Source organism: Streptomyces sp. NPDC005423, from assembly GCF_040606415.1.
Taxonomy (GTDB): domain Bacteria; phylum Actinomycetota; class Actinomycetes; order Streptomycetales; family Streptomycetaceae; genus Streptomyces.
Genome location: NZ_JBEXET010000053.1, coordinates 26,311 through 45,284, shown reverse-complemented (window position 1 = coordinate 45,284; position 18,974 = coordinate 26,311). Strand labels below are relative to the sequence as shown.

Genomic DNA, 18,974 nt, shown 5'->3' with positions numbered 1-18,974 from the left:
CGGCGAGATCACCGACGAGTGGGGCACCCCCGCCTACTGGACCCGGCACCTGCGCGAGGCGGTCCGCTTCGCCGACACCGTCACGTATCTGCGGGCCAAGGGCATCACCCGCTTCGTCGAACTCGGCCCCGACGCGATCCTGTCCGCGCTGACGGAGGCCACCCTCGACACACCGGACGCCGTCATCGTCCCCGCCCTGCGCCGCAACCGCCCCGAGACCACGAGCCTCATGACCGCGCTGGCCCGCCTCTTCACCGTGGGCGCCCGCCTCGACTGGGACGCCGTCTACGCCGGGACCGGCGCCCGGCGCGTGGAGCTGCCGACGTATCCGCTCCAGCGCGAGCGGTTCTGGATCATCGACAGCCAGGGCGGCGGCGACCCGGCCTCCCTCGGCCTGAGCGCCGCGGACCATCCGCTGCTCGGCGCGGTCGTTTCCGCGCCGGACAGCGACGGCGTCACCTTCACCGGCCGCCTCGCCCTGGACACCCACCCGTGGCTGGCCGACCACGACGTGCTGGGGACCGTGCTGCTGCCGGGCACCGGATTCGTCGAACTCGCCCTCTACGCGGGCCGGGAGACCGGCTCGCCGACCCTGGAGGAACTCATCCTCCAGGCCCCGCTGGTGCTGCCCGCGCAGGGCGGAGTCGCGCTGCGGGTCACCGTCGGCCCCGACGAGTCCGGGCGGCGCAGCCTGCGCGTCCACTCCCGCGAGGAGCAGGCGGGCCCGCACACGCCGTGGCTGCTGCACGCCGAGGGTTTCCTCAGCGGCGGCCCGGCCGCCCCCGCCACCGCTCTCACCGCCTGGCCCCCGCCCGGCGCCGCCGAGGTCGGCGTGGACGACGCCTACGAGCTGCTCTTCCGGCAGGGCTACGACTACGGGCCCGTCTTCCAGGGCCTGAAGGCCGCCTGGCGTGAGGGCGACACCGTCTACGCAGAGGTCGCCCTGCCCGAGGAGTCGCATGAGGAGGCCGCCGGCTTCGGCGTCCACCCCGCCCTCCTCGACGCCACGATGCACGCGCTCGGCGTCGGCGACCACGTCACCGGCGAGGAGCAGACCGAACTGCCCTTCTCCTGGTCCGACATCACCCTGCACGCCGTCGGCGCGACCGCCCTGCGGGTGCGCATCGTCAAGGACGAGGTCGGCAACCTCTCCCTCACCCTCGCCGACACCACCGGCGCCCCGGTCGCCACGGTCGGCTCGCTCGCCTTCCGGCCGGTCTCCCCCGAGCAACTGGCGGGCGGACGACGGGAGTCGCTCTTCGAGATCGGCTGGCAGCCGGCACCGGGCGCCGTCACCTCACCTGCGAACACCCCCCGCCTGTGGGAGGAGGTGCGGGTGGGTACGGAGGCGGTGTCGGGTGCGGTCCTCTACCGTGTCCCGGCCGCCCAAGGTCCGGTCCCGGAGGCCGTACGGTCTGCCGCGCACCAGGTGTTGGGGGTGGTGCAGGAGTGGCTGGCCGGTGAACGCTTCGCCGACTCCACCCTGCTGGTGGCGACCCGGGGTGCGGTGGCCGTGGAGCCGGGCGAGGACGTCGACTTGGCGCAGGCTCCGGTGTGGGGGCTGGTGCGGGCGGCGCAGGCGGAGAGTCCCGGCCGTATCCAACTCACCGACGGCGAAGGCGACTTCGCGGCCGTTGTCGCCTCGGGTGAGCCGGAGAGCGCGGTCCGCGCGGGCGGTGTCCGTATCCCGCGCCTGGCCCAGGTCACCGCCCGGTCCGCCGAGGTGCCCGCGGTCGACCCGGAGGGCACGGTGTTGATCACCGGTGGTACGGGCGGTATCGGCGCCCACCTCGCCCGCCACCTCATCACCGCACACGGCGTACGCCACCTGCTGCTCACCAGCCGGCGCGGCCCTGACGCGCCCGGCGCCACCGAACTCGACGCAGAACTCACCGAGTTGGGCGCCGAGGTCACCATCGCCGCCTGCGATGTGGCCGACCGCCGGGCCCTTGAGAACCTCCTGGCCGCCGTCCCCGCCGCACACCCCCTCACCGGGATCGTCCACGCGGCGGGCACCGGAGACAACGGCCTCATCGCCACCATGACACCCGAACGCATCGACGCCGTCCTCGCACCGAAGGCGGACGCCGCCTGGCACCTGCACCAACTCACCGACAATCTGGCCTTCTTCACCCTCATCTCCTCCGCCGGCGGCCTCACCCTCGCCGCCGGACAGGCCAACTACGCCGCCGCCAACACCTTCCTCGACGCCCTCGCCACCCACCGCAACAACCAAGGCCTGCCCGCCACTTCACTCGCCTACGGGCTGTGGGGTGTGCGGACGGGGCTGACGCAGGAGGTGGAGGAGGACATGCGGCTGATGGCGGCGCGGGGGCTGCCGGCGCTGGAGGTGTCCGAGGCGCTGGCGCTGTTCGATGCGGCGCGGGAGTCCGGGCGGGCGGCGACGGTGCCGTTGCGGGTGGATCTGGGGACGCTGCGGGCGCGGGCGGAGGGGCTGCCGGCGCTGCTGAAGGGGCTGGTGCCGCAGGTGTCGCGGGCGCCGGAGCGGGCCGGGCGGGGTTTGGATCCGGCGGCGCTGGTGGCGCGGCTGGCGGCGCTGGACGCCAAGGAGCGGGCGCAGGAGCTGCTGGAGCTGGTGCGTACGCACGCGGCGGCGGTGCTGGGGCACGGCGGCACGGACGCGGTCCGGCCCGACCGGGGTTTCCTGGATCTGGGCTTCGACTCGCTCACCGCGCTGGAGCTGCGCAACCGGCTCGGGGCGCTGACCGGGTGCCGGCTGACGCCGACGCTGATCTTCGACTATCCCTCGCCCGACAAACTCGCCGCGCATCTGCGGGAGTTGCTGTTCGGTGCGGAGGCGGGCGAGGACGATCTGAGTGCGGCGAGCGCGGAGGAGCTGTTCGACATCCTCGACGGGGAGGGTCTGTTCAGCTGAGGTGAGAGGCGGTTGGGGCGGCGCCCTCCGTGCGCCGGGCCGGGGTTCACGGTCCGGGTCGGCGCGGGGGGCGTTGTCGTGGGTGGGGGTGCCTGGCCGTGGCGTGATGTGGGGTGGCGGGCAGCGGGGGCGGGAAACGCGGATGGCGGTCATGGCACCGGGTGCGGGTCCGGTGCCATGACCGCCGTGCGGGGTTGTTCAGGCCGCTGTGCCCTGTCCGCGGCGTGCGGTGGTGCGGGCGAGGAGTTCCTCGGCGCGGGTGGTGAGGGTCTTGCGGTCGACCTTGCGGTTGGAGTTGAGGGGGAAGTCGGCGAGGTGTTCGTAGTGGCGGGGCAGCATGCCTTTGGGCAGGAGTTCGCGCAGGGCGCGGGCGAGGGCGGCGGCGGGGCGGCGTTCGCCGGTGTAGTAGACGATGAGTTCGGTGCCGGAGGGGGTGGCGGCGCCGACGGTGACGGCGTCCTGGACGCCGTCGACGGAGCGCAGGACGTGTTCGACCTCGGCGAGTTCGACGCGCCAGCCCTGGACCTGGACCTGGGAGTCGAGGCGGCCGAGGTAGACGAGTTCGCCGTCGGGCAGGCGGCGGACGCGGTCGCCGGTGCGGTACCAGCGGCGTCCCTCGCGGGTGACGAAGCGGCCGGCGTCGTCGGCGGGGTCGAGGTAGCCGGCCGACATCTGCGGTCCGGTGATGAGGAGTTCGCCTTCGGTGGGGACGGGGCGGTCCTCGGTGTCGAGGAGGACGTGGTCGTGGCCGTCGTGGACGTGGCCGATGGGGACCAGGCCGTTGACGCAGCGGGCCGGTGAGGTGGCGGGGTGCCAGCGGTGGCCGGTGATGGTGACCGTCAGTTCGGTCGGGCCGTAGATGTTCTCCAGCGTGGCGGCGGGTGCGGCGCGCTGCCAGTCGGCGGCGTCGTGGGCGTGCAGGGCCTCGCCGGCGAAGAAGCTCCAGCGCAGGCCGGGCAGGGCGCCGGGGGCCAGGCCGCCCATGCGGCGGACCAGGGAGATGGCGCTGGGGGTGGCGAACCAGACGGTGACGCCGTGGGCGGTGAGGTGGGCGGGCAGGTCGAGGTAGGCGGTCTGGGGGGTGACGTCGACGGTGGCGCCGGCGCCCCAGGCGCAGAACAGGTCGAACAGGGCGCAGTCGAAGTTGAGGTCGAAGGTCTGGGAGAAGACGTCGTCGGGGGTGAAGTCGTAGCGGGTGTCGAGGAGTTGGAAGTAGTGGTGGGTGCTGCCGTGGCTGATGGGCACGCCTTTGGGGCGGCCGGTGGAGCCGGAGGTGAACAGCATGTAGGCGGTGTCGGTGGGGGCGGTGCGGCCGGTGGCGGGCGGCGTGGCGGGGGCGTGGGCGGGGTCGGGGGTGAGGAGGTCGAGGGCGGGGGTGTCCTCGCCGAGGGCGGCCAGTACGGCGCGGCCGCGTTCGTCGGCGATCACGGCGGTGGCGCCGGAGAGCTGGAGCATGTGCCGGGTGCGCGGGGGCGGGAAGTCGGGGTGCAGGGGGACGACGGTGGCGCCGGCGTAGAGGGCGCCGAGGATGCCGGCGTAGGCGGTGGGGGTCTTGCCGGCCAGGACGGCGACGGTGGTGGCGCCGGCTGCGGCGCCGGCCCAGGCCAGGGCCTGGGTGTGCAGTTCCTGGTAGGTGAGGGTGGTGTCGCCGATGCGCAGGGCCGGGCGGCCGGCGGAGAGGGCCAGTCCCCGCAGGAAGCGCTCGTGCAGGGCGCGGGATTCGTGCTGGGACATTCTTCCTCCGAAAAGGGGCGCGCCGCCGGGGCCGTGGGGCCCGGGCGGCGGTGTGGTCAGGCGGCCGTGCGGCGGCGGGGCCGCAGCGCGAGGCGGGGGTTGGCGGGGACGACCTTGAAGTTCCTGGTGGCGGCGGAGACGCGGCCGAAGAGGGCGTCCTGGCCGGCGACGAGGAGGGTGCCCACGCCGCGGGTGCGCAGGGAGTCCAGGGCGGTGGGCCACTGGACGGCGCGGACGCAGCAGTCCAGGAGGAGGTTCTCGATCTCCTCGCCGGTGGTGAGCAGGGTGCCGTCCTGGTCGGAGACGACGGCCAGGGCGGGGTCGTGGAAGGTGAGGCCGGCCATGACCTCGGTGGCGGCCCGCGCGCGCAGGGCGGCGAAGGCGGCGGAGTGCATGGGGGGTTTCATGACGTAGAGGGGCATGCCGCCGGCGGCGCGCAGGCGGTCCTGGAGCCAGTCGAGGCGGTCGGCGTGCAGGGTCAGCATGCGGAAGTCGTCGTCGACGACGCAGGTGATGTCGTACCAGGCGTCCTGGGCGGTGAGTTCGGCGAGGATCTCCTGGAGCCGGGCGGGCGGGGTGCGGGCGAAGGACTGGGTGGCGACCTGGTGGGGGTAGTCGTCGGCGAAGAAGGCGTCCAGGCAGTGGGCGAAGCGTTCGGTGAGGCGGACGCCGTCGGCGAAGGAGAGGGCGCCGCTGTGCACGGCGGTGGCCTTGCCGCCGAAACTGGGGCCGGTGACATAGCCGGGGTGGAGGCCGAATTCGGTCTCGGCCCAGCGGGCGAGGGCGAGGCAGTTGACGAAGAAGGCGACCTGGGCGGGGGCGGAGTAGTCGCCCTCGGCTTCCCGGAAGCGGTCGAAGAGGGAATAGCCGAGGGTGTCGTCGGCTTCCGCGAGGAGCTGCCGGGCGAAGGGGTTGACAAGCATGAACTTGCCGACCTCGGCGAACGGGGCGGGGCCCATTCCTGGGAATACCAGGGCGCTTTTCGTCCGGTGCTCAGTCTCCATGGGGTCAATTCTGGTGGGTGGTGTGCCGGGCCAATAACCCCTAACTGGGCGTTAGGGGGTCCGTGTGGTGGAGAACTGCGGGAGTGCGTCGCTTGAATAGGGGATATGGGACATCGCGAAGCTCTGCTCGAAGGCGCCAAGCAGTGCCTGATCGACAAGGGTTACGCGCGCACCACGGCTCGTGACATCGTCGCCGCCTCCGGTACGAACCTGGCCTCGATCGGCTATCACTACGGTTCGAAGGAGGCGTTGCTGAACGAGGCGCTGCTGCAGGCCAACGCCGAGTGGGGGGAGGCGTTGGAGAAGGCGCTGGCGGCGGGTCCGGACCGGGATGCGGCGCCGCACGAGCGGCTGGAGGCGTTCTGGACGAAGGTGATCGACCTGTTCGCGGAGCACCGCCGGCTGTGGGCGGTGAACTTCGAGGCGGTGACGCGGATGGAGCACACGCCGGAGGTGCGGATCGCGTTCGCGAAAGCCCTGGAGGAGGCGTGGATGGGCTTGGGGGAAACCCTGCTGGCGCATCTGGGTGAGGATTCGGGGCAGGAAAAGGACGCCTATACGGTGCGGGCGGTGGGTTCTCTCTCGCATGCCCTGCTCACGGGGTTGATGGCGCAATGGCTGATTGATCCGGAGAACGCGCCGGGGGGTGCGGAGCTGTCGCTGGCACTGCGGGCGGTGGCGGCGGCCACCAGTCCGGTTCCAGCCGGGCTCCAGAAGGGTGCGAGGCCGGTTCCGGGCCTGTAGTGCGGGTCTTCGAAACCCCTTGCGGATAGGGGGAGTTAGGGGTTTGACCGGCGCATCACCGCCCATACCGTGGCCAACGAGGTTCTCCCTCAGCGCATTTCGGCGAACCCAAGCCACAACTCAAAGCGGGGTGCGACGTTGGTCAGCCACTCGTATTCGTCACTGGAAGAACTGGAAGAATCCGAAGCGGATTCCACGCCGGAGGCCGCCGGCACGTTCGGCGGTCGCGGTGAACTCGTGCACGCGCTTCTCGACGACGCCGTCGCGAAGACCCCCGACGCTCCGGCGGTCCGCGATGCGGCCGGCCGCTGGAGCTACCGTGAACTGGCCGAGTACGGGGCCGCGTTCGCGGTCTGGCTGCGGGAGCGGGGGGTGCGGCGCGGGGACCGGGTGCTGTTGCAGCTGCCCACCGGCCGGGAGCTGGCCGCGATGTTCTACGGGGCGTCGCGGTGCGGGGCGGTGTTCGTGCCGCTCAACCCGGCGATGAAGTCGTTCCATCTGCGTCAGGTCTTCGACAACGCCACTCCGGCGCTGGTCGTGGGCGACGCGGCGAGCGGTCCGCAGCTGGCCGAGATCGCGGGTCCGGTGCGGCTGCTGGCCGAGCTGTGGCCGGAGGTGGAGGAGCTGCGGGCGCGTGGCGCGGTGGCGGAGGATGCGGGGGTGGAGCCGTGCGATGTGGCCACCTTGATCTACACCTCCGGTTCCACGGCCGCGCCGAAGGCGGTCATCTGCCCGCACGCGCAGGTGGTGTTCGCCTCGCGGGCGCTGACGCGGGTGCTGGGTTACCGCGCGGAGGATGTGGTGTTCTGCCGCTTCCCGATGTCGTGGGACTACGGCCTGTACAAGGTGTTGATGACGTGTGTCGCGCGGTGCGAGATCGTGCTGGCCGACCGTGACTCGGATCTGCTGCTGTTGAAGCGGATGCGGGAGACGGGGGCGACGGTGGTGCCGTTGGTGCCGTCGCTGGCGTCGATGATCGTGACGTTGGCGGCCCGGGAGGGGGTGGCGCAGGCGCCGGTGCGGTTGTTCACCAATACCGGGGCGGCGCTGCCGCAGGCGACGATCGACGCGCTGCGGGAGCATTTTCCCGGGGTGCGGGTGGTGCGCCAGTACGGGCAGACGGAGGCGAAGCGGATCACGGTGATGCCGCCGCTGGAGGACGGTGAGCGGCCCGGTGCGGTGGGGCTGCCGCTGCCGGGGACCCGGGTGCTGATCCTGGACGGTGAGGGCCGTGAGGTGCCGGTGGGTGAGGTCGGTGAGATCGTCGCCGAGGGCCCGCATGTGATGCCCGGTTACTGGCGCAGTCCGGAGCTGACGGCGAAGGCGTTCAGGCCCGATCCGGTGAGCGGGCGTCCGCGGCTGCACACCGGTGACTACGGCAGTGTGGACGCGGAGGGCTACCTGTATTTCGAGGGGCGCCGCGATGACATGTTCAAACGTAAGGGCTTCCGGATGAGCACCCTGGAGATCGAGGGCGCCGCCATGGACATCCCGGGCGTGCGGGCGGCGGCCGCGCTGCCTCCGAGTGAGCGTCATGACCTGGCGCTGTTCGTGGAGAGCGATCTTTCGCCGCGCACCGTCCTCAAGGAGCTCACCCGGCGGCTGGAGCCCGCCAAGGTGCCGGCGATCTGCCGGGTCCTGAGCGATTTCCCGCTCACCCAGCACGGCAAGAACGCGCGCCGGGAGCTCGCCCTGATGCTCGACGGGAGCGCATGATGAGTGATCGGTCGACCGACCCCACCGAGCTGGCACGCCGGTTCGGTACCCCGTTGTACGTGTACGACCTGGAGCGGGTGCGTGCGGCCCGGGACGATCTGTTCCGGTGGCTGCCGGAGGGTTTTGAGGTGTTCTACGCCTTCAAGGCCAACCCGCATGTCGATCTGGTGCGGGCGCTGCGTTCGGGGCAGGGCCCGGCCTGCAAGGCGGAGATCAGCTCCACGGGGGAGCTGGCGGCGGCGCTGGAGGCGGGGTATCCCGGCTCCGACATCCTGTACACCGGTCCGGGCAAGACGCCGGAGGAGCTGGTGGAGGCGGTGGGGCGGGGGGTGCGTACGTTCTCCGCGGAGTCGCTGAGCGATCTGCGGCACATCGGTGAGGCGGCGCTCGCCTACCGTACGGTGGTGGACTGCCTGTTGCGGATCAACAGTGCCACCGCCAGTGCGACGACGAGTATCCGGATGACGGGGGCGCCCACCCAGTTCGGTATCGACAGTGAGACGGTCGCCGGCTGCGCGCAGGAGCTGACGTCGGTGCCGGGCACGCGGGTGGTGGGGCTGCATCTGTTCTCGCAGTCCAACGCCCGTGACGAGGCGGCGCTGATCGAGGAGCTGACGCACACGATCTCGGTGGCCGCGGCGATCCAGGACGATCTGGGGATCGCGCTGAAGGTGGTGGACATCGGCGGCGGGTTCTCGGTGCCCTACGCGCAGCAGGGCGGGCGGGCCGCCTATCCCAAGCTGCGCGGGGAGCTGGAGGCGTCCCTGGACGTGCACTTCCCCGGCTGGCGTGCGGGCAGTCCGCGGCTGGCGGTGGAGTCGGGGCGGTATCTGGCCGGTGACAGCGGCACGCTGGTGACCCGGGTGGCCAATGTGAAGGTCAGCCGGGGCAAGAAGTTCGTGATCGCCGACGCGGGCATCAACACCTTCGGCGGGATGTCGGGGCTGGGGCGGCTGCTGCCGGTGAGTGTGCATGTCGAGGCGGACGCCGGCACGGAGAAGGCGAGTCTGGTGGGGCCGCTGTGCACACCGGGCGACGTGCTGGGCCGGCAGATCGAGCTGCCGGCCGGGCTCCAGCCGGGTGATCTGCTGTCGGTGCCCAACACCGGTGCCTACGGGCCGACTTCGAGCCTGCTGATGTTCCTGGGCCGGCCGGCGCCGGTGGAGGTCGCCGTCGACGGCGCCGAGGTCGTCTCGGTCACCCGGATCGAGCATGTGCGCACTCCCACCGCGGGTGAGCGCCGATGAGCGGGGACACTCTGCCCCGGCGGGGGCCGGGCGGCGCGGTGGCGGCGCGGTCCTCGCGGGGCACGGTGATCGTGACCTCGCTGGCCTCCGACTCCCACACCTGGAACCTGGTCTTCCTGCAGCTGCTGATCGAGGAGTGCGGGTACACGGTCGTCAACCTCGGCCCGTGTGTGCCCGATGACGTGCTGGTGGCCGAGTGCCAGGCGCTGGAGCCGGACATGGTGGTCATCAGCAGTGTCAACGGGCACGGCTACCAGGACGGGCTGCGGGTGATCGGGCGGCTGCGGGCGTCCGGTCCCTCGGCCGCCACCCCGGTGGTGATCGGCGGCAAGCTGGGCACCGACAACGCCGAGGGCGCGGTGCGGGCGGCGGAGCTGACCGCGGCCGGTTTCGACGCCGTCTTCGAGGACGGGCAGGATCCGGTGGGTGCCTTCCGCGGTTTCCTGGCCGCGCTGCCCGCCGCGGGCCGCCGGCTCGACGAGGCCGGCCAGGTGGCGCGGTGAGCGGGCTGCCGCTGCGGGGCAGGGCCGCCAGGGCGGCCCGTCAGCAGCCGGTGGACTTCGGGGCGTTCGTGCGTGCCGCGGGCGAGGGGGGCCGGCTGGTCGTCCAGCCCCGGATGGGTTTCGGCGACCCGGCGCTGATGCGGGAGGGGCTGATCGCCGCGAAGGGCGCCGACGCCGTCACGGTGGGCACCCTGACGCTGGACAGCTACACCCGGGTCGGGGAGCTCGACGCGGTCGAGGAGGCGCTGCGCCAGGGGATCAGCCTCAACGGCTACCCGGTCGTCAACCATCCCCCCGCGACCACCGAGGGGGTGCTGGCCGGGGTCCGCGACGCGGCCTTCCCCGTGCAGGTGCGCCACGGGTCGGCGACCCCCATCGACATCTTCTGGGCGCTGCTGCGGCTGAACCTGAACGCCACCGAGGGCGGCCCGGTCTCCTACTGCCTGCCCTACGGGCGTACCCCGCTGGCGGACGGCATCAAGAACTGGGAGGCCTGCTGCGAGCTGTACACGCGCCTTCGGGACGTGGGTATCGAGCCGCATCTGGAGACGTTCGGCGGCTGCATGATGGGGCAGCTGTGCCCGCCGAGCCAGCTGGTGGCGATCAGTTTCCTGGAGGCGATGTTCTTCGCCCAGCACGGCATCACCTCGCTGTCGCTGAGCTATGCCCAGCAGACCGACATGGGCCAGGACCGGGAGGCGGTCGGTGCGCTGCGCCGGCTCTGCGCGGAGCTGCTGCCCACCGACAACTGGCACGTCGTCATCTACGCGTACATGGGTGTCTATCCCGAGACCTACCGGGGGGCGCACCAGTTGCTGGGGCGGGCGGCCGAGCTGGCCGTCTCCACCGGCGCGCACCGGCTGATCGTGAAGACGGTCGCGGAGTCGCGGCGTATCCCCACCATCGCCGAGAACGTGCTGGCGCTGGAGTACGCCGACGCCGTCGCCCGCGCCACCCGGCCGCCGTCGGCGGGGGCGGGCGGGGAGGCGGACTCGCCGACGTATGCGGAGGCGCGGGCGCTGGTGGACGCGGTGCTGGGGCTGGACGACGACATCGGGCGGGCGCTGCTGGCGGCGTTCCGGCGCGGCTGGCTGGACGTGCCGTACTGCGTGCACCCCGACAACGCGGGCCGGGCCCGCAGTTACATCGGCCCCGACGGCCGGCTGCACTGGGCCGACCTCGGCCGGCTGCCGCTGCGCGGGGTCGCCGAGCCGGGGCCGCGCAAACGCATCGGCTCCGCCGAACTGCTGGCCGACCTCTTCCACATCCGCCGCTCCTACGACGAGCAGGCCCTGGATGCGGGGAGCGGGCCGGGAGGCAGGCGGCCGGTGCCGGCATCCCCGAGGGACCGTGACCGTCGTACCGTGAAGAGGAGCCTGACGTGAGCACGCACACCACGACGCAGACCGGGGCGTGGATACGGCGTTTCCATCCCGCCCCGCAGGCGGCGCACCGGCTGGTGTGCTTCCCGCACGCGGGCGGTTCGGCGTCGTTCTACTTTCCCGTCGCGCGGGCGCTGTCGCCGGGGGCGGATGTGCTGGCGGTGCAGTATCCCGGCCGGCAGGACCGCCGGCACGAGCCGTGCCTGGACAGCATCGGCGCGCTGGCCGACGCGGTCGTGACGGAGCTGGAGGGCTGGCTCGACCGGCCGGTGACGTTTTTCGGGCACAGCATGGGCGCCTCCCTCGCCTTCGAGGTGGCGCGCCGTCTTCAGGCGCGGGGGACGGTGCTGCACGGGCTGTTCGCCTCGGGCCGGCGCGCGCCGTCGACGGTGCGTGACGAGCGGGTGCACCTGCTGGACGACGACGCGCTGATCGAGGACATCTCCCGGCTCAGCGGCACCGACACCCAGGTGCTGGGCGACCCGGAGATCCTGCGGATGATCCTGCCTTCGATCCGTGCCGACTACCGGGCGGCGGAGACCTACCGCTACACGCCCGGGCCGCCGCTGTCGTGCCCGCTGTTCGCCCTCACCGGCGACGACGATCCCCAGGTCACCCTCGCCGAGGCGGACGCCTGGGGCGAGCACACCTCGGGCGCCTTCGAGGTGCGGGTCTTCCCCGGCGGCCATTTCTACCTCAACTCCCAGGCCCCGCAGGTGATCCAGGCCCTCGCCGCCCACCTGCGCTGAGAAGGGCCGCGCGAGGGCCGACGACCCAGGCCGCCTCCGTCCCGGGAGGCGGCCTGGGTCTGTCATGTCCGGCCCCGCTCGGGGCTGTTCAGCGGGCGGCGCGCAGGGGCTGTCCCGCGCTGCGCAGGTGGCGCAGGGCCTCGCGGTAGGAGGCGATGAGGCCGGTCTGGTGGTAGGGGATGCCCAGTTCGGCGCAGTACTGCTCGGTGATGCGCTGGGCGCGGCGCAGCGCGGGGGTGGGCATGCTGGGGAAGAGGTGGTGTTCGATCTGGTAGTTGAGGCCGCCCATGAGGAGGTCGACCGCCGGGCCGCCGCGCACGTTGCGGGAGGTGAGGACCTGGCGGCGCAGGAAGTCCAGCCGCTCCTCCTCGGTGATCATCAGCATGCCCTTGTGGTTGGGGGCGAACACCGAGCCGAGATACACGCCGAACAGGCCCTGGTGCACGGCGATGAAAGCGACCGCTTTCCCGGGCGGCAGCAGCGTGAACACCGCGCCGAAATAGACGGTGAAATGAGCTGCCAGCAGGCTTCCTTCGAGGAGGGGGCGTTTCATCGCGGGACTGCGCAGGGCGAGGAAACTGTTGACGCTGAGATTGAATCCCTCAAGGGTGAGCAGCGGGAAGAACAGAGCGGCCTGATAACGGCCGATGAACGCCGGCAGCCCGCGCGCCCGGCGCGCCTGGCGGTGGGACCACACCAGCAGGGCCGGGGAGACGTCGGGGTCCTTGTCCTCGTGGTTGGGGTTGGCGTGATGACGGGTGTGCTTCGTCATCCACCAGCCGTAACTCATGCCCAGCAGGGCGTTGGCCGTGATCAGGCCGCCGACGGCGGCGGCCCGGCGGCCGCTGAAGACCTGCCGGTGGGCCAGGTCGTGGGCGGCCAGGCCGAGTTGGCCGAAGACCACCGCCAGGCCGGCCGCGACGGCCAGCTGCCACCAGCTGTCGCCCAGGACGGTGAACGCCGCGCAGCCCGCGGCCAGTGCGAGGGCCACCGCTGCCAGCCGCAGGCCGTAGTAGAGCGGACGCCGCTCCAGCAGTCCCGCGTCGGCAATTCTGCGCGCCAGCCGGGAGAAATCACTTCTGGATTCTGCCGTGGTGGGGGGTAATTGCGTCGTGAGCACGGTTGGATTCGCCACACGAGCCAGTATGTGGGCGGATTTTGTGGAGCATAATGCCACCCGCCCCCTAAGCAAGGACTGCCCGACCCCGGCCCGAATGCCGTAAAACCCCTACCTCACTCCGGTTCGACCGGCAGACCACCGCCGCTCCACGCGGGCCGTGCGGAGCCGCCGGAGCCGCAGACCAGCGTCAGATGCCGGCCCGCCCGCTGCCGCGCCCCCCGCACCCCAACCCCAACCCCTGCTCCTGCTCCTGCTCCTGCTCCTGCTCCTGCTCCTGCTCCTGCTCCTGCTCCTGCCGGTGAGTGGACCAGGAGCGGGCGCGGGGAGGGGAGCGGGCGCAGGCGGGGCACGGGCAGCGGGCGGGGGCGTACCTGCTCCAGCACCTCGCGCAGCGCCCGGCCGAACCGGTCGATGTCGCCGGGTGTGTTGTCCAGGTGGACCGAGGCCCGTACCGCCGTGGTGACCCCGCGTCCGGGCAGGAACAGCGGCAGCTGCTGGCCGACCGTCTTGCCCACCGTCACCCCGTGTTCGGCCAGGCCGCGCCGGATCAGCCCGGCCGCGAGAGCGGGGTGGGCGAAGGCGAGGATGCCGTGCTGGACACGGCCCGGCGCGATCACTTCCGTGCCGGGCACCGCCTCGACCGCGGCCCGCAGCGCGGGCAGCAGATCCTCCTGCCGTCCGGCGGCGGCGTCGGCGTGCCGGGCCAGGGCGGTGTTGAGCGCGGCGACGGCGGCCGTCGCGGGCGGGTGCAGCGGCTCGGGGCCGGCCGGCTCCACCAGCCGCCTCAGCCGCGGGGCGACATAGGCGAATCCCACCTCACGCGGGCCGCCCAGGAACCTCCACCCGTCCCCCGTCAGCAGCTGGCAGCCGATCCCGGCCGCGTCCAGCGGGAGCTGGCCGACCGTGTGCGAGGCGTCGACGGCGTACAGGCAGCGGTGGGGGGCGAGGATGCGGCCCACCTCCTGGACCGGGCTGAGGATGCCGCAGCCGGCGGCCGGGACGTGCGCCACCGAGACCAGGGCCACCGCGTCGCCGATGTGCCCGGCCATCCACTCCAGGTCCAGGTCGCCGTCCGGGCGCAGCGGTACGACGTCCAGGGCGCAGCGGGTGCGCTCGCGCAACGCGAAGAGTGCCGTCAGGTTGGCCGCGCTCTCGTAGGGCGTGGTCCAGACGCGGTCGCCGGGGCCGAGGGGGACGTGCGCGAGGAGGAAGGCGAAGGCGTCGCCGGCGCCGGTGAACAGGACGGTGTCGGCGGCCGGCACGCCCAGCAGGGCGCCGAGCCGCTGGTGGATCTCGCTGTGCAGGACGTCTTCGAGGTCCTCCTCCAGCTCGTGGGGGCCGTAGCGGTCCTCCCGGTCGGCGCACTCGGCCCAGACCGCGCGCACCGCGTCGGACATGCGGCCCTCGCCCGCCGTATTCAGATGGACCCTGCGTTCGCTGTGGGACGTCGGCGCGTTCACTTCGGGGCCTCCCCGCACTATGCCAAATATTGCCGACTTGCTTGGCAATAGATTGCCAACTAGTAGGCGGTGTTGGCAATGTGCGCTCCGGCGGTACTCCAGCGGGACGGACCGGTCCGGGTGTTTCCGCAGGTCGCGTGGGAGGGCCTGGGCCGGGCCTCTGTTCCGTCCGGCTCGTTTCCCGAGGATTTGGCAAGTGTTGCCAGAGCGGGCCGAGTGGAACCCCGAGCTCTGGCCCTCGCAGGTCAGCACCCCTTTCACCTTGTCAAATGCGGTTCCACGGTGGGCGGTTGAAGCGTTTCTGGCGTCTTCTTCGAGTGGATGTCGAGCAATTTCCGATCGGTTTCCGAGGCTGTGTTGCCAAGCTTCTGGCAAGAGGTTGCCAAGCAGCGAACAAGAAGTTGACACCGAGGAGCCCGCCATGAACCGCATCGCCCGCATCGCCGTCATCACCGCCGCAGTCGCCACCGCCGCCCTCACCACCGCCGGCGTCGGCAACGCGGCCACCGACGCCATCGGCTGGCCCACCACGACCGCCTCCGCGACCACCGCCACCGCAAGCACGGACGACATCGGCTGGCCGACCGCGGTGCAGGCCTCCACCACCGGCACGGACGACATCGGCTGGCCGACCGCCATCCAGGCGTCCGCTACCGGCACGGACGACATCGGGTGGCCCAAGGCCGTCACCGTCTCCACCACCGGCACGGACGGCATCGGCTGGCCGACCGCCGTCCAGGCGTCCCTCAACAGCACGGACGGCATCGGCTGGCCCACCGCGGTCCAGGCCTCCACCACCGGCACGGACGGCATCGGCTGGCCGACCGCCGTCCAGGCGTCCCTCAACAGCACGGACGGCATCGGCTGGCCCACCGTCGCCGCCGTCTGATCCGCCCCTCCCCCGGCCCCGGCGCACCGCGCCCCGGCCCGAACGCCTCCGAGAAGCCCCCGCCGGCCACCGTGCCGCAGCGGGGGTTTCGGCTGTCGTGGCATCTCCGTCCCCGCTCCACCTCTGTTAGAGGCGGGCCTCTCATCCTTGGCGCGGACCAGCTGACCTTCGGCTTGGGGCGAAAGGGCGGGCTATGACGGAGGCGGGCAGAGCGTCGGTGGCCGGGGTGCTGGAGACGGTCCTCGCCACGTGTGCCGTGGGGCGTTCGCGGGCGGTGCTGATCGAGGGCGCGGCCGGCTGCGGCAAGAGTCATCTGCTGGACGTCGTGGCCGAACGGGCCGCCGCCGCGGGGGCGTTGGTGCTGAGTGCGGTGGCCACCGAGGAGGAGCGGCGGGTGCCGCTGGGTGTGCTGCGCCAACTGGTCAGCAGCGCACCGGTGTTCGCGCTGCCGCGGTCGGGTGCCGGTGAGGAGGCGGCGGGTGCGGCGGCGGTGCGGACGTTCTGTGCGGAGCTGTGTGATCTGGCCCTGGACGGGCCGGTGGTGCTGTGCCTGGACGATGTGCAGCACGCCGACGCGCAGAGTCTGGAGCATCTGCGGTATCTGGTGCGCCATGCCCGCCCGGCCCCGGTCCTGGTGGTCGCCACGGTCTCCTCGCATCCGCCGGCCGGCGCGGGGCCGTTCGTCACGGAGCTGACCGGCCAGCCGCACGCCCGGCTGATCCGGCTGGGTCTGCTGAGTGTCCAGGAGACCGCGCGGGCGCTGGGTTCGCGTCCGGGCCGTACGGCCGCGGAGCTGCACCGGGTCAGCGGCGGCAACCCCTTCCTGCTGCGGGCGCTGCTGGAGGAGGACGAGCGCGGTGCGAGGGCGTTGCTCTCCCCGGTGCCGGCGTCCGACGGGCCGTTCGCCGGGGCCGTGCTGACGTGTGTGCGCCGCAGCGGTCCCGAGGTGCTGGCGGCGGCGCGTGCGGTGGCGGTCCTGGCTCCGCGCGCGACGCAGTCCCTGGTCGCCGCCGTACTGGGCAGCGGGGGCGGGGGCGGGGGGTCGGTGGCGGCGGCGCTCGGCGCGCTGCGGGCCTGCGGTCTGCTGGAGGGGCTGCGTTTTCGTCATCCCTCGGTGCGTGATGCCGTGCTGGCGGACGCCTCTCCCCGGCTGCGGGCGGATCTGCACCGGCGGGCGGCGCTGGTGCTGCGGGCGGCCGGGGCGCCGGCGGAGGTGGTGGCGGGTCATCTGCTCGCGCCGGCGGCGGAGGGGGTACGGCGGCCGGTGCGGGGCGAGGACCTGGCGCTGGTGGGAGAGGTCGCCGAGGAGCTGCTGGCCGGGCACCGGGCGGAGCAGGCCGAGCGGCTGCTCGAACTCGCCTACGGTGTCTGCCCCGAGGGCTTGGGCCGTGACGCGCTGGCGCTGCGGCTCGCGCAGCTCGCCGCGCGCCGTGACCCCGGTGCTGCCGAAGTGCGGCTGAGTGCCCTGGCGGCCGGCGTGCGCCCGGGCGGCGCCGGTGAGCGGCACGGCCGGCGGCTGGCTTCCCTGCTGCTGGCCCACGGCCGGGTGGCGGAGGCGGCCCAGCTGCTGCGTGCGGTGCGCGGGCCGGGGGCCGCGGACACGTTCGAGGAGTTCACCGCCGCGACGGCGGCGGTGGCGGGTGGGTCCGGTGGCGGCGGGGCGGGGGGCGGGGTGAACCTCTTCGACGAGCTGCTGGACACCCCTCCCGCGGCGTGCGAGGCGGTGCTGCGGTCGACGCCGCTGACGGACGCGAGTCTGGGAGCGCTGGTGCAGGCCGTGCGGACGCTGGTGTATTCGGGCCGTCCCGGGCGGGCGCTGGCGTTCACCGGGGGGCTGCTGGAGGAGGCCGACCGCTGCCGGGCGCCGGGCTGGCGGGCGGTGTTCGCGACCCTGCACGCCGAGACGCTGCTGCGGCTGGGCGATGTCCGCGGTGCGCACGCCCAGGCGGCGGCCGTCCTGGAGGCGCTGCCGCCGGGCGGCGGCGGTACGTTCCGCTACGCCCCCACCGCCGTCCTCATCCAGGCGTGCGGCGCGCTGGGCCGTTACACCGAGGCCGCCGGGCACACCCAGTATCCGGTCACGCGGCGGCTGTTGAGCAGTCTCCACGGGGTGCAGTACCTGCGGGCGCGGGGTCTGCACCAGCTGGCGGCGGGCCAGCCGCACACCGCGCTGGCCGACTTCCGCCGGATCGGGCGCACCCTGCGTTCGTGGGAGGCCGACCGGCCCGCCTGCCTGCCCTGGCGTACGGACGCCGCGCAGGCGTTGCTGGGGCTGGGCCGGGCGGAGCAGGCGCGGCGGCTGGTGGAGGAGCAGCTGGCGCTGCCCGACGCGCGCCGGCCGCTGGTGCGGGGGGTGTCCCTGCGGCTGCTGGCGGAGTCGGGGGCGCGTTCGCGCCGTACGGGGCTGCTGCGCCAGGCGGTGGAGGAACTGCGGCGGGCCGGTGCCCGGCTGGAGACGGCGCGGGCGCTGGCGGATCTGGGGCGTGCTCTGTATGAGGAGGGCAGTGCCGCGCAGGGAGGTGCCACGGTGCGGGCGGCGTGGAACATGGCGCGCCGGCTGGAGGCGGCGGCGCTGTGTGAGGAGTTGCTGCCCGATTCCCTCTCGCCCCTGCCGGTGCCGGGAGATCCGGGGGACCCGGACGCGCAGCCGCTGAGCGGTTCCGAGCAGCGGGTGGCGGCGCTGGCGGTGCAGGGGCTGAGCAACCGGCAGATCGCGGCCCGGTTGTTCCTGACGGTCAGTACGGTCGAGCAGCACCTGACCCGCGTCTACCGCAAGCTGCGGGTGCGGGGCCGCGAGGAACTCCCCGCCCGCCTGACCGCCGGCACACCCACCGCGGGCTGAAGGGGCGAACGGCGCCGGGGCGGACGGTGCCGGGGTGCGGGCGCACGTTCTGGTGGGGTGGGGGTTGCCGCTCTCGCCCCCGCCCTCGGACGGGACGTTCAAGTCCCCTACGGTCGGGCTGAGTTGATTGCCTGCGGCATGACGTCCTACCCGTGGGGGCGGTAGGAACGGGGCAGATTTGCGGCGCGGCGGATACCGCTCCCCCGCGGGCTCAGGCCGTACGACATTGCCGGGCAGCGCCGCTGCGCGCGCCCCCGCTCCCGCACCCTCCCCGGCCTCGTCCTTGCCCTCGCCGTCCTCGCCGCGGTCCCCGTCGCCGGGCGGGACGCCACGTCCCGTCCCGTTGGGCTGAGTTGACGGCTCGCGGCATGTGGGGCGCGCCTGCGGGGCGCGGCGGGCAGATCCGCTCGCCTGCCACTTCGCCCGCGACCCCGGCCCGTGCCCGCCGCTCCTGCGGCATGCCGGCCACCGGGGATCGTCGCGCGCGGCCCTGCCCCCTCCCCCGTACTGGGTGCCAAGCGCGCCGCGAATGGGGTGTGTTGACGGATCCCCGGGTATGACGCACGGGGCCGTGAGGCGGGAGGGGCGGGGGGCTGCGCTGCGCCTGTTACTCCCCCGCAGGCCGTTGCCCCGCACCCGCCGGCCCGCCCCGGTTCCGCCTGCGCCCAGGCCCGCGTGTGCGTCCAGG

At 73.1% G+C, this 18,974-nt stretch carries 13 protein-coding genes; 9 read left to right on the top strand and 4 right to left on the bottom strand.

Annotation, left to right across the window (positions count from 1 at the left end; genetic code table 11):
* Window positions 1-2,896, top strand: a 2,896-nt coding sequence (locus ABZT12_RS34565; protein WP_356392220.1) for a type I polyketide synthase, incomplete at its 5' end; no start/stop codon positions are given.
* 198 nt (window positions 2,897-3,094) lie between these two features.
* Here ABZT12_RS34565 and ABZT12_RS34560 read toward each other — a convergent pair.
* Both ABZT12_RS34560 and ABZT12_RS34555 read right to left on the bottom strand, forming a co-directional pair.
* The gene (locus ABZT12_RS34560; protein ID WP_356392217.1) at window positions 3,095-4,630 is read right to left on the bottom strand and encodes an amino acid adenylation domain-containing protein; all 1,536 of its coding nucleotides are present in this window, start codon (window positions 4,628-4,630) and stop codon (window positions 3,095-3,097) included.
* Window positions 4,631-4,686: 56 nt separating this feature from the next.
* Complete coding sequence (locus ABZT12_RS34555) at window positions 4,687-5,634, bottom strand: ACP S-malonyltransferase (RefSeq protein ID WP_356392214.1); 948 nt, start codon at window positions 5,632-5,634, stop codon at window positions 4,687-4,689.
* A 105-nt stretch (window positions 5,635-5,739) separates the two neighbouring features.
* Between ABZT12_RS34555 and ABZT12_RS34550 the strand changes: the two genes are divergently transcribed.
* From ABZT12_RS34550 to ABZT12_RS34525, 6 genes are all read left to right on the top strand, one after another.
* The gene (locus ABZT12_RS34550) at window positions 5,740-6,378 is read left to right on the top strand and encodes a TetR/AcrR family transcriptional regulator (protein ID WP_356392211.1); all 639 of its coding nucleotides are present in this window, start codon (window positions 5,740-5,742) and stop codon (window positions 6,376-6,378) included.
* A gap of 237 nt (window positions 6,379-6,615) precedes the next feature.
* On the top strand, window positions 6,616-8,094 hold the full coding sequence (locus ABZT12_RS34545) for an AMP-binding protein (protein WP_356392209.1): 1,479 nt from the start codon (window positions 6,616-6,618) through the stop codon (window positions 8,092-8,094).
* Window positions 8,094-9,341, top strand: coding sequence for a type III PLP-dependent enzyme (locus ABZT12_RS34540; RefSeq protein ID WP_356392206.1), 1,248 nt, complete (start codon window positions 8,094-8,096; stop codon window positions 9,339-9,341). The genes ABZT12_RS34545 and ABZT12_RS34540 overlap by 1 nt, the downstream gene beginning before the upstream one ends.
* The gene (locus ABZT12_RS34535; RefSeq protein WP_356392203.1) at window positions 9,338-9,844 is read left to right on the top strand and encodes a cobalamin B12-binding domain-containing protein; all 507 of its coding nucleotides are present in this window, start codon (window positions 9,338-9,340) and stop codon (window positions 9,842-9,844) included. The genes ABZT12_RS34540 and ABZT12_RS34535 overlap by 4 nt, the downstream gene beginning before the upstream one ends.
* Window positions 9,841-11,229, top strand: coding sequence for a methylaspartate mutase (locus ABZT12_RS34530; RefSeq protein WP_356392200.1), 1,389 nt, complete (start codon window positions 9,841-9,843; stop codon window positions 11,227-11,229). Before ABZT12_RS34535 ends, ABZT12_RS34530 begins: the two co-directional genes overlap by 4 nt.
* Window positions 11,226-11,975 (top strand): alpha/beta fold hydrolase, encoded by a 750-nt coding sequence (locus tag ABZT12_RS34525; RefSeq protein WP_356392197.1) that lies wholly within the window; start codon window positions 11,226-11,228, stop codon window positions 11,973-11,975. The genes ABZT12_RS34530 and ABZT12_RS34525 overlap by 4 nt, the downstream gene beginning before the upstream one ends.
* A gap of 88 nt (window positions 11,976-12,063) precedes the next feature.
* Here ABZT12_RS34525 and ABZT12_RS34520 read toward each other — a convergent pair whose 3' ends face one another.
* Together ABZT12_RS34520 and ABZT12_RS34515 are read right to left on the bottom strand one after the other, a co-directional pair.
* Complete coding sequence (locus tag ABZT12_RS34520) at window positions 12,064-13,110, bottom strand: acyl-CoA desaturase (RefSeq protein WP_356392194.1); 1,047 nt, start codon at window positions 13,108-13,110, stop codon at window positions 12,064-12,066.
* Between the two features lie 98 nt (window positions 13,111-13,208).
* The gene (locus ABZT12_RS34515) at window positions 13,209-14,555 is read right to left on the bottom strand and encodes an aminotransferase class V-fold PLP-dependent enzyme (RefSeq protein WP_356392191.1); all 1,347 of its coding nucleotides are present in this window, start codon (window positions 14,553-14,555) and stop codon (window positions 13,209-13,211) included.
* A gap of 421 nt (window positions 14,556-14,976) precedes the next feature.
* Between ABZT12_RS34515 and ABZT12_RS34510 the strand changes: the two genes are divergently transcribed.
* Window positions 14,977-15,444: a hypothetical protein gene (locus ABZT12_RS34510; RefSeq protein ID WP_356392188.1), complete on the top strand. Its 468-nt coding sequence runs from the start codon at window positions 14,977-14,979 to the stop codon at window positions 15,442-15,444.
* Window positions 15,445-15,637: 193 nt separating this feature from the next.
* The gene (locus ABZT12_RS34505; RefSeq protein WP_356392184.1) at window positions 15,638-18,286 is read left to right on the top strand and encodes an AAA family ATPase; all 2,649 of its coding nucleotides are present in this window, start codon (window positions 15,638-15,640) and stop codon (window positions 18,284-18,286) included.
* Window positions 18,287-18,974: the final 688 nt, after the last annotated feature.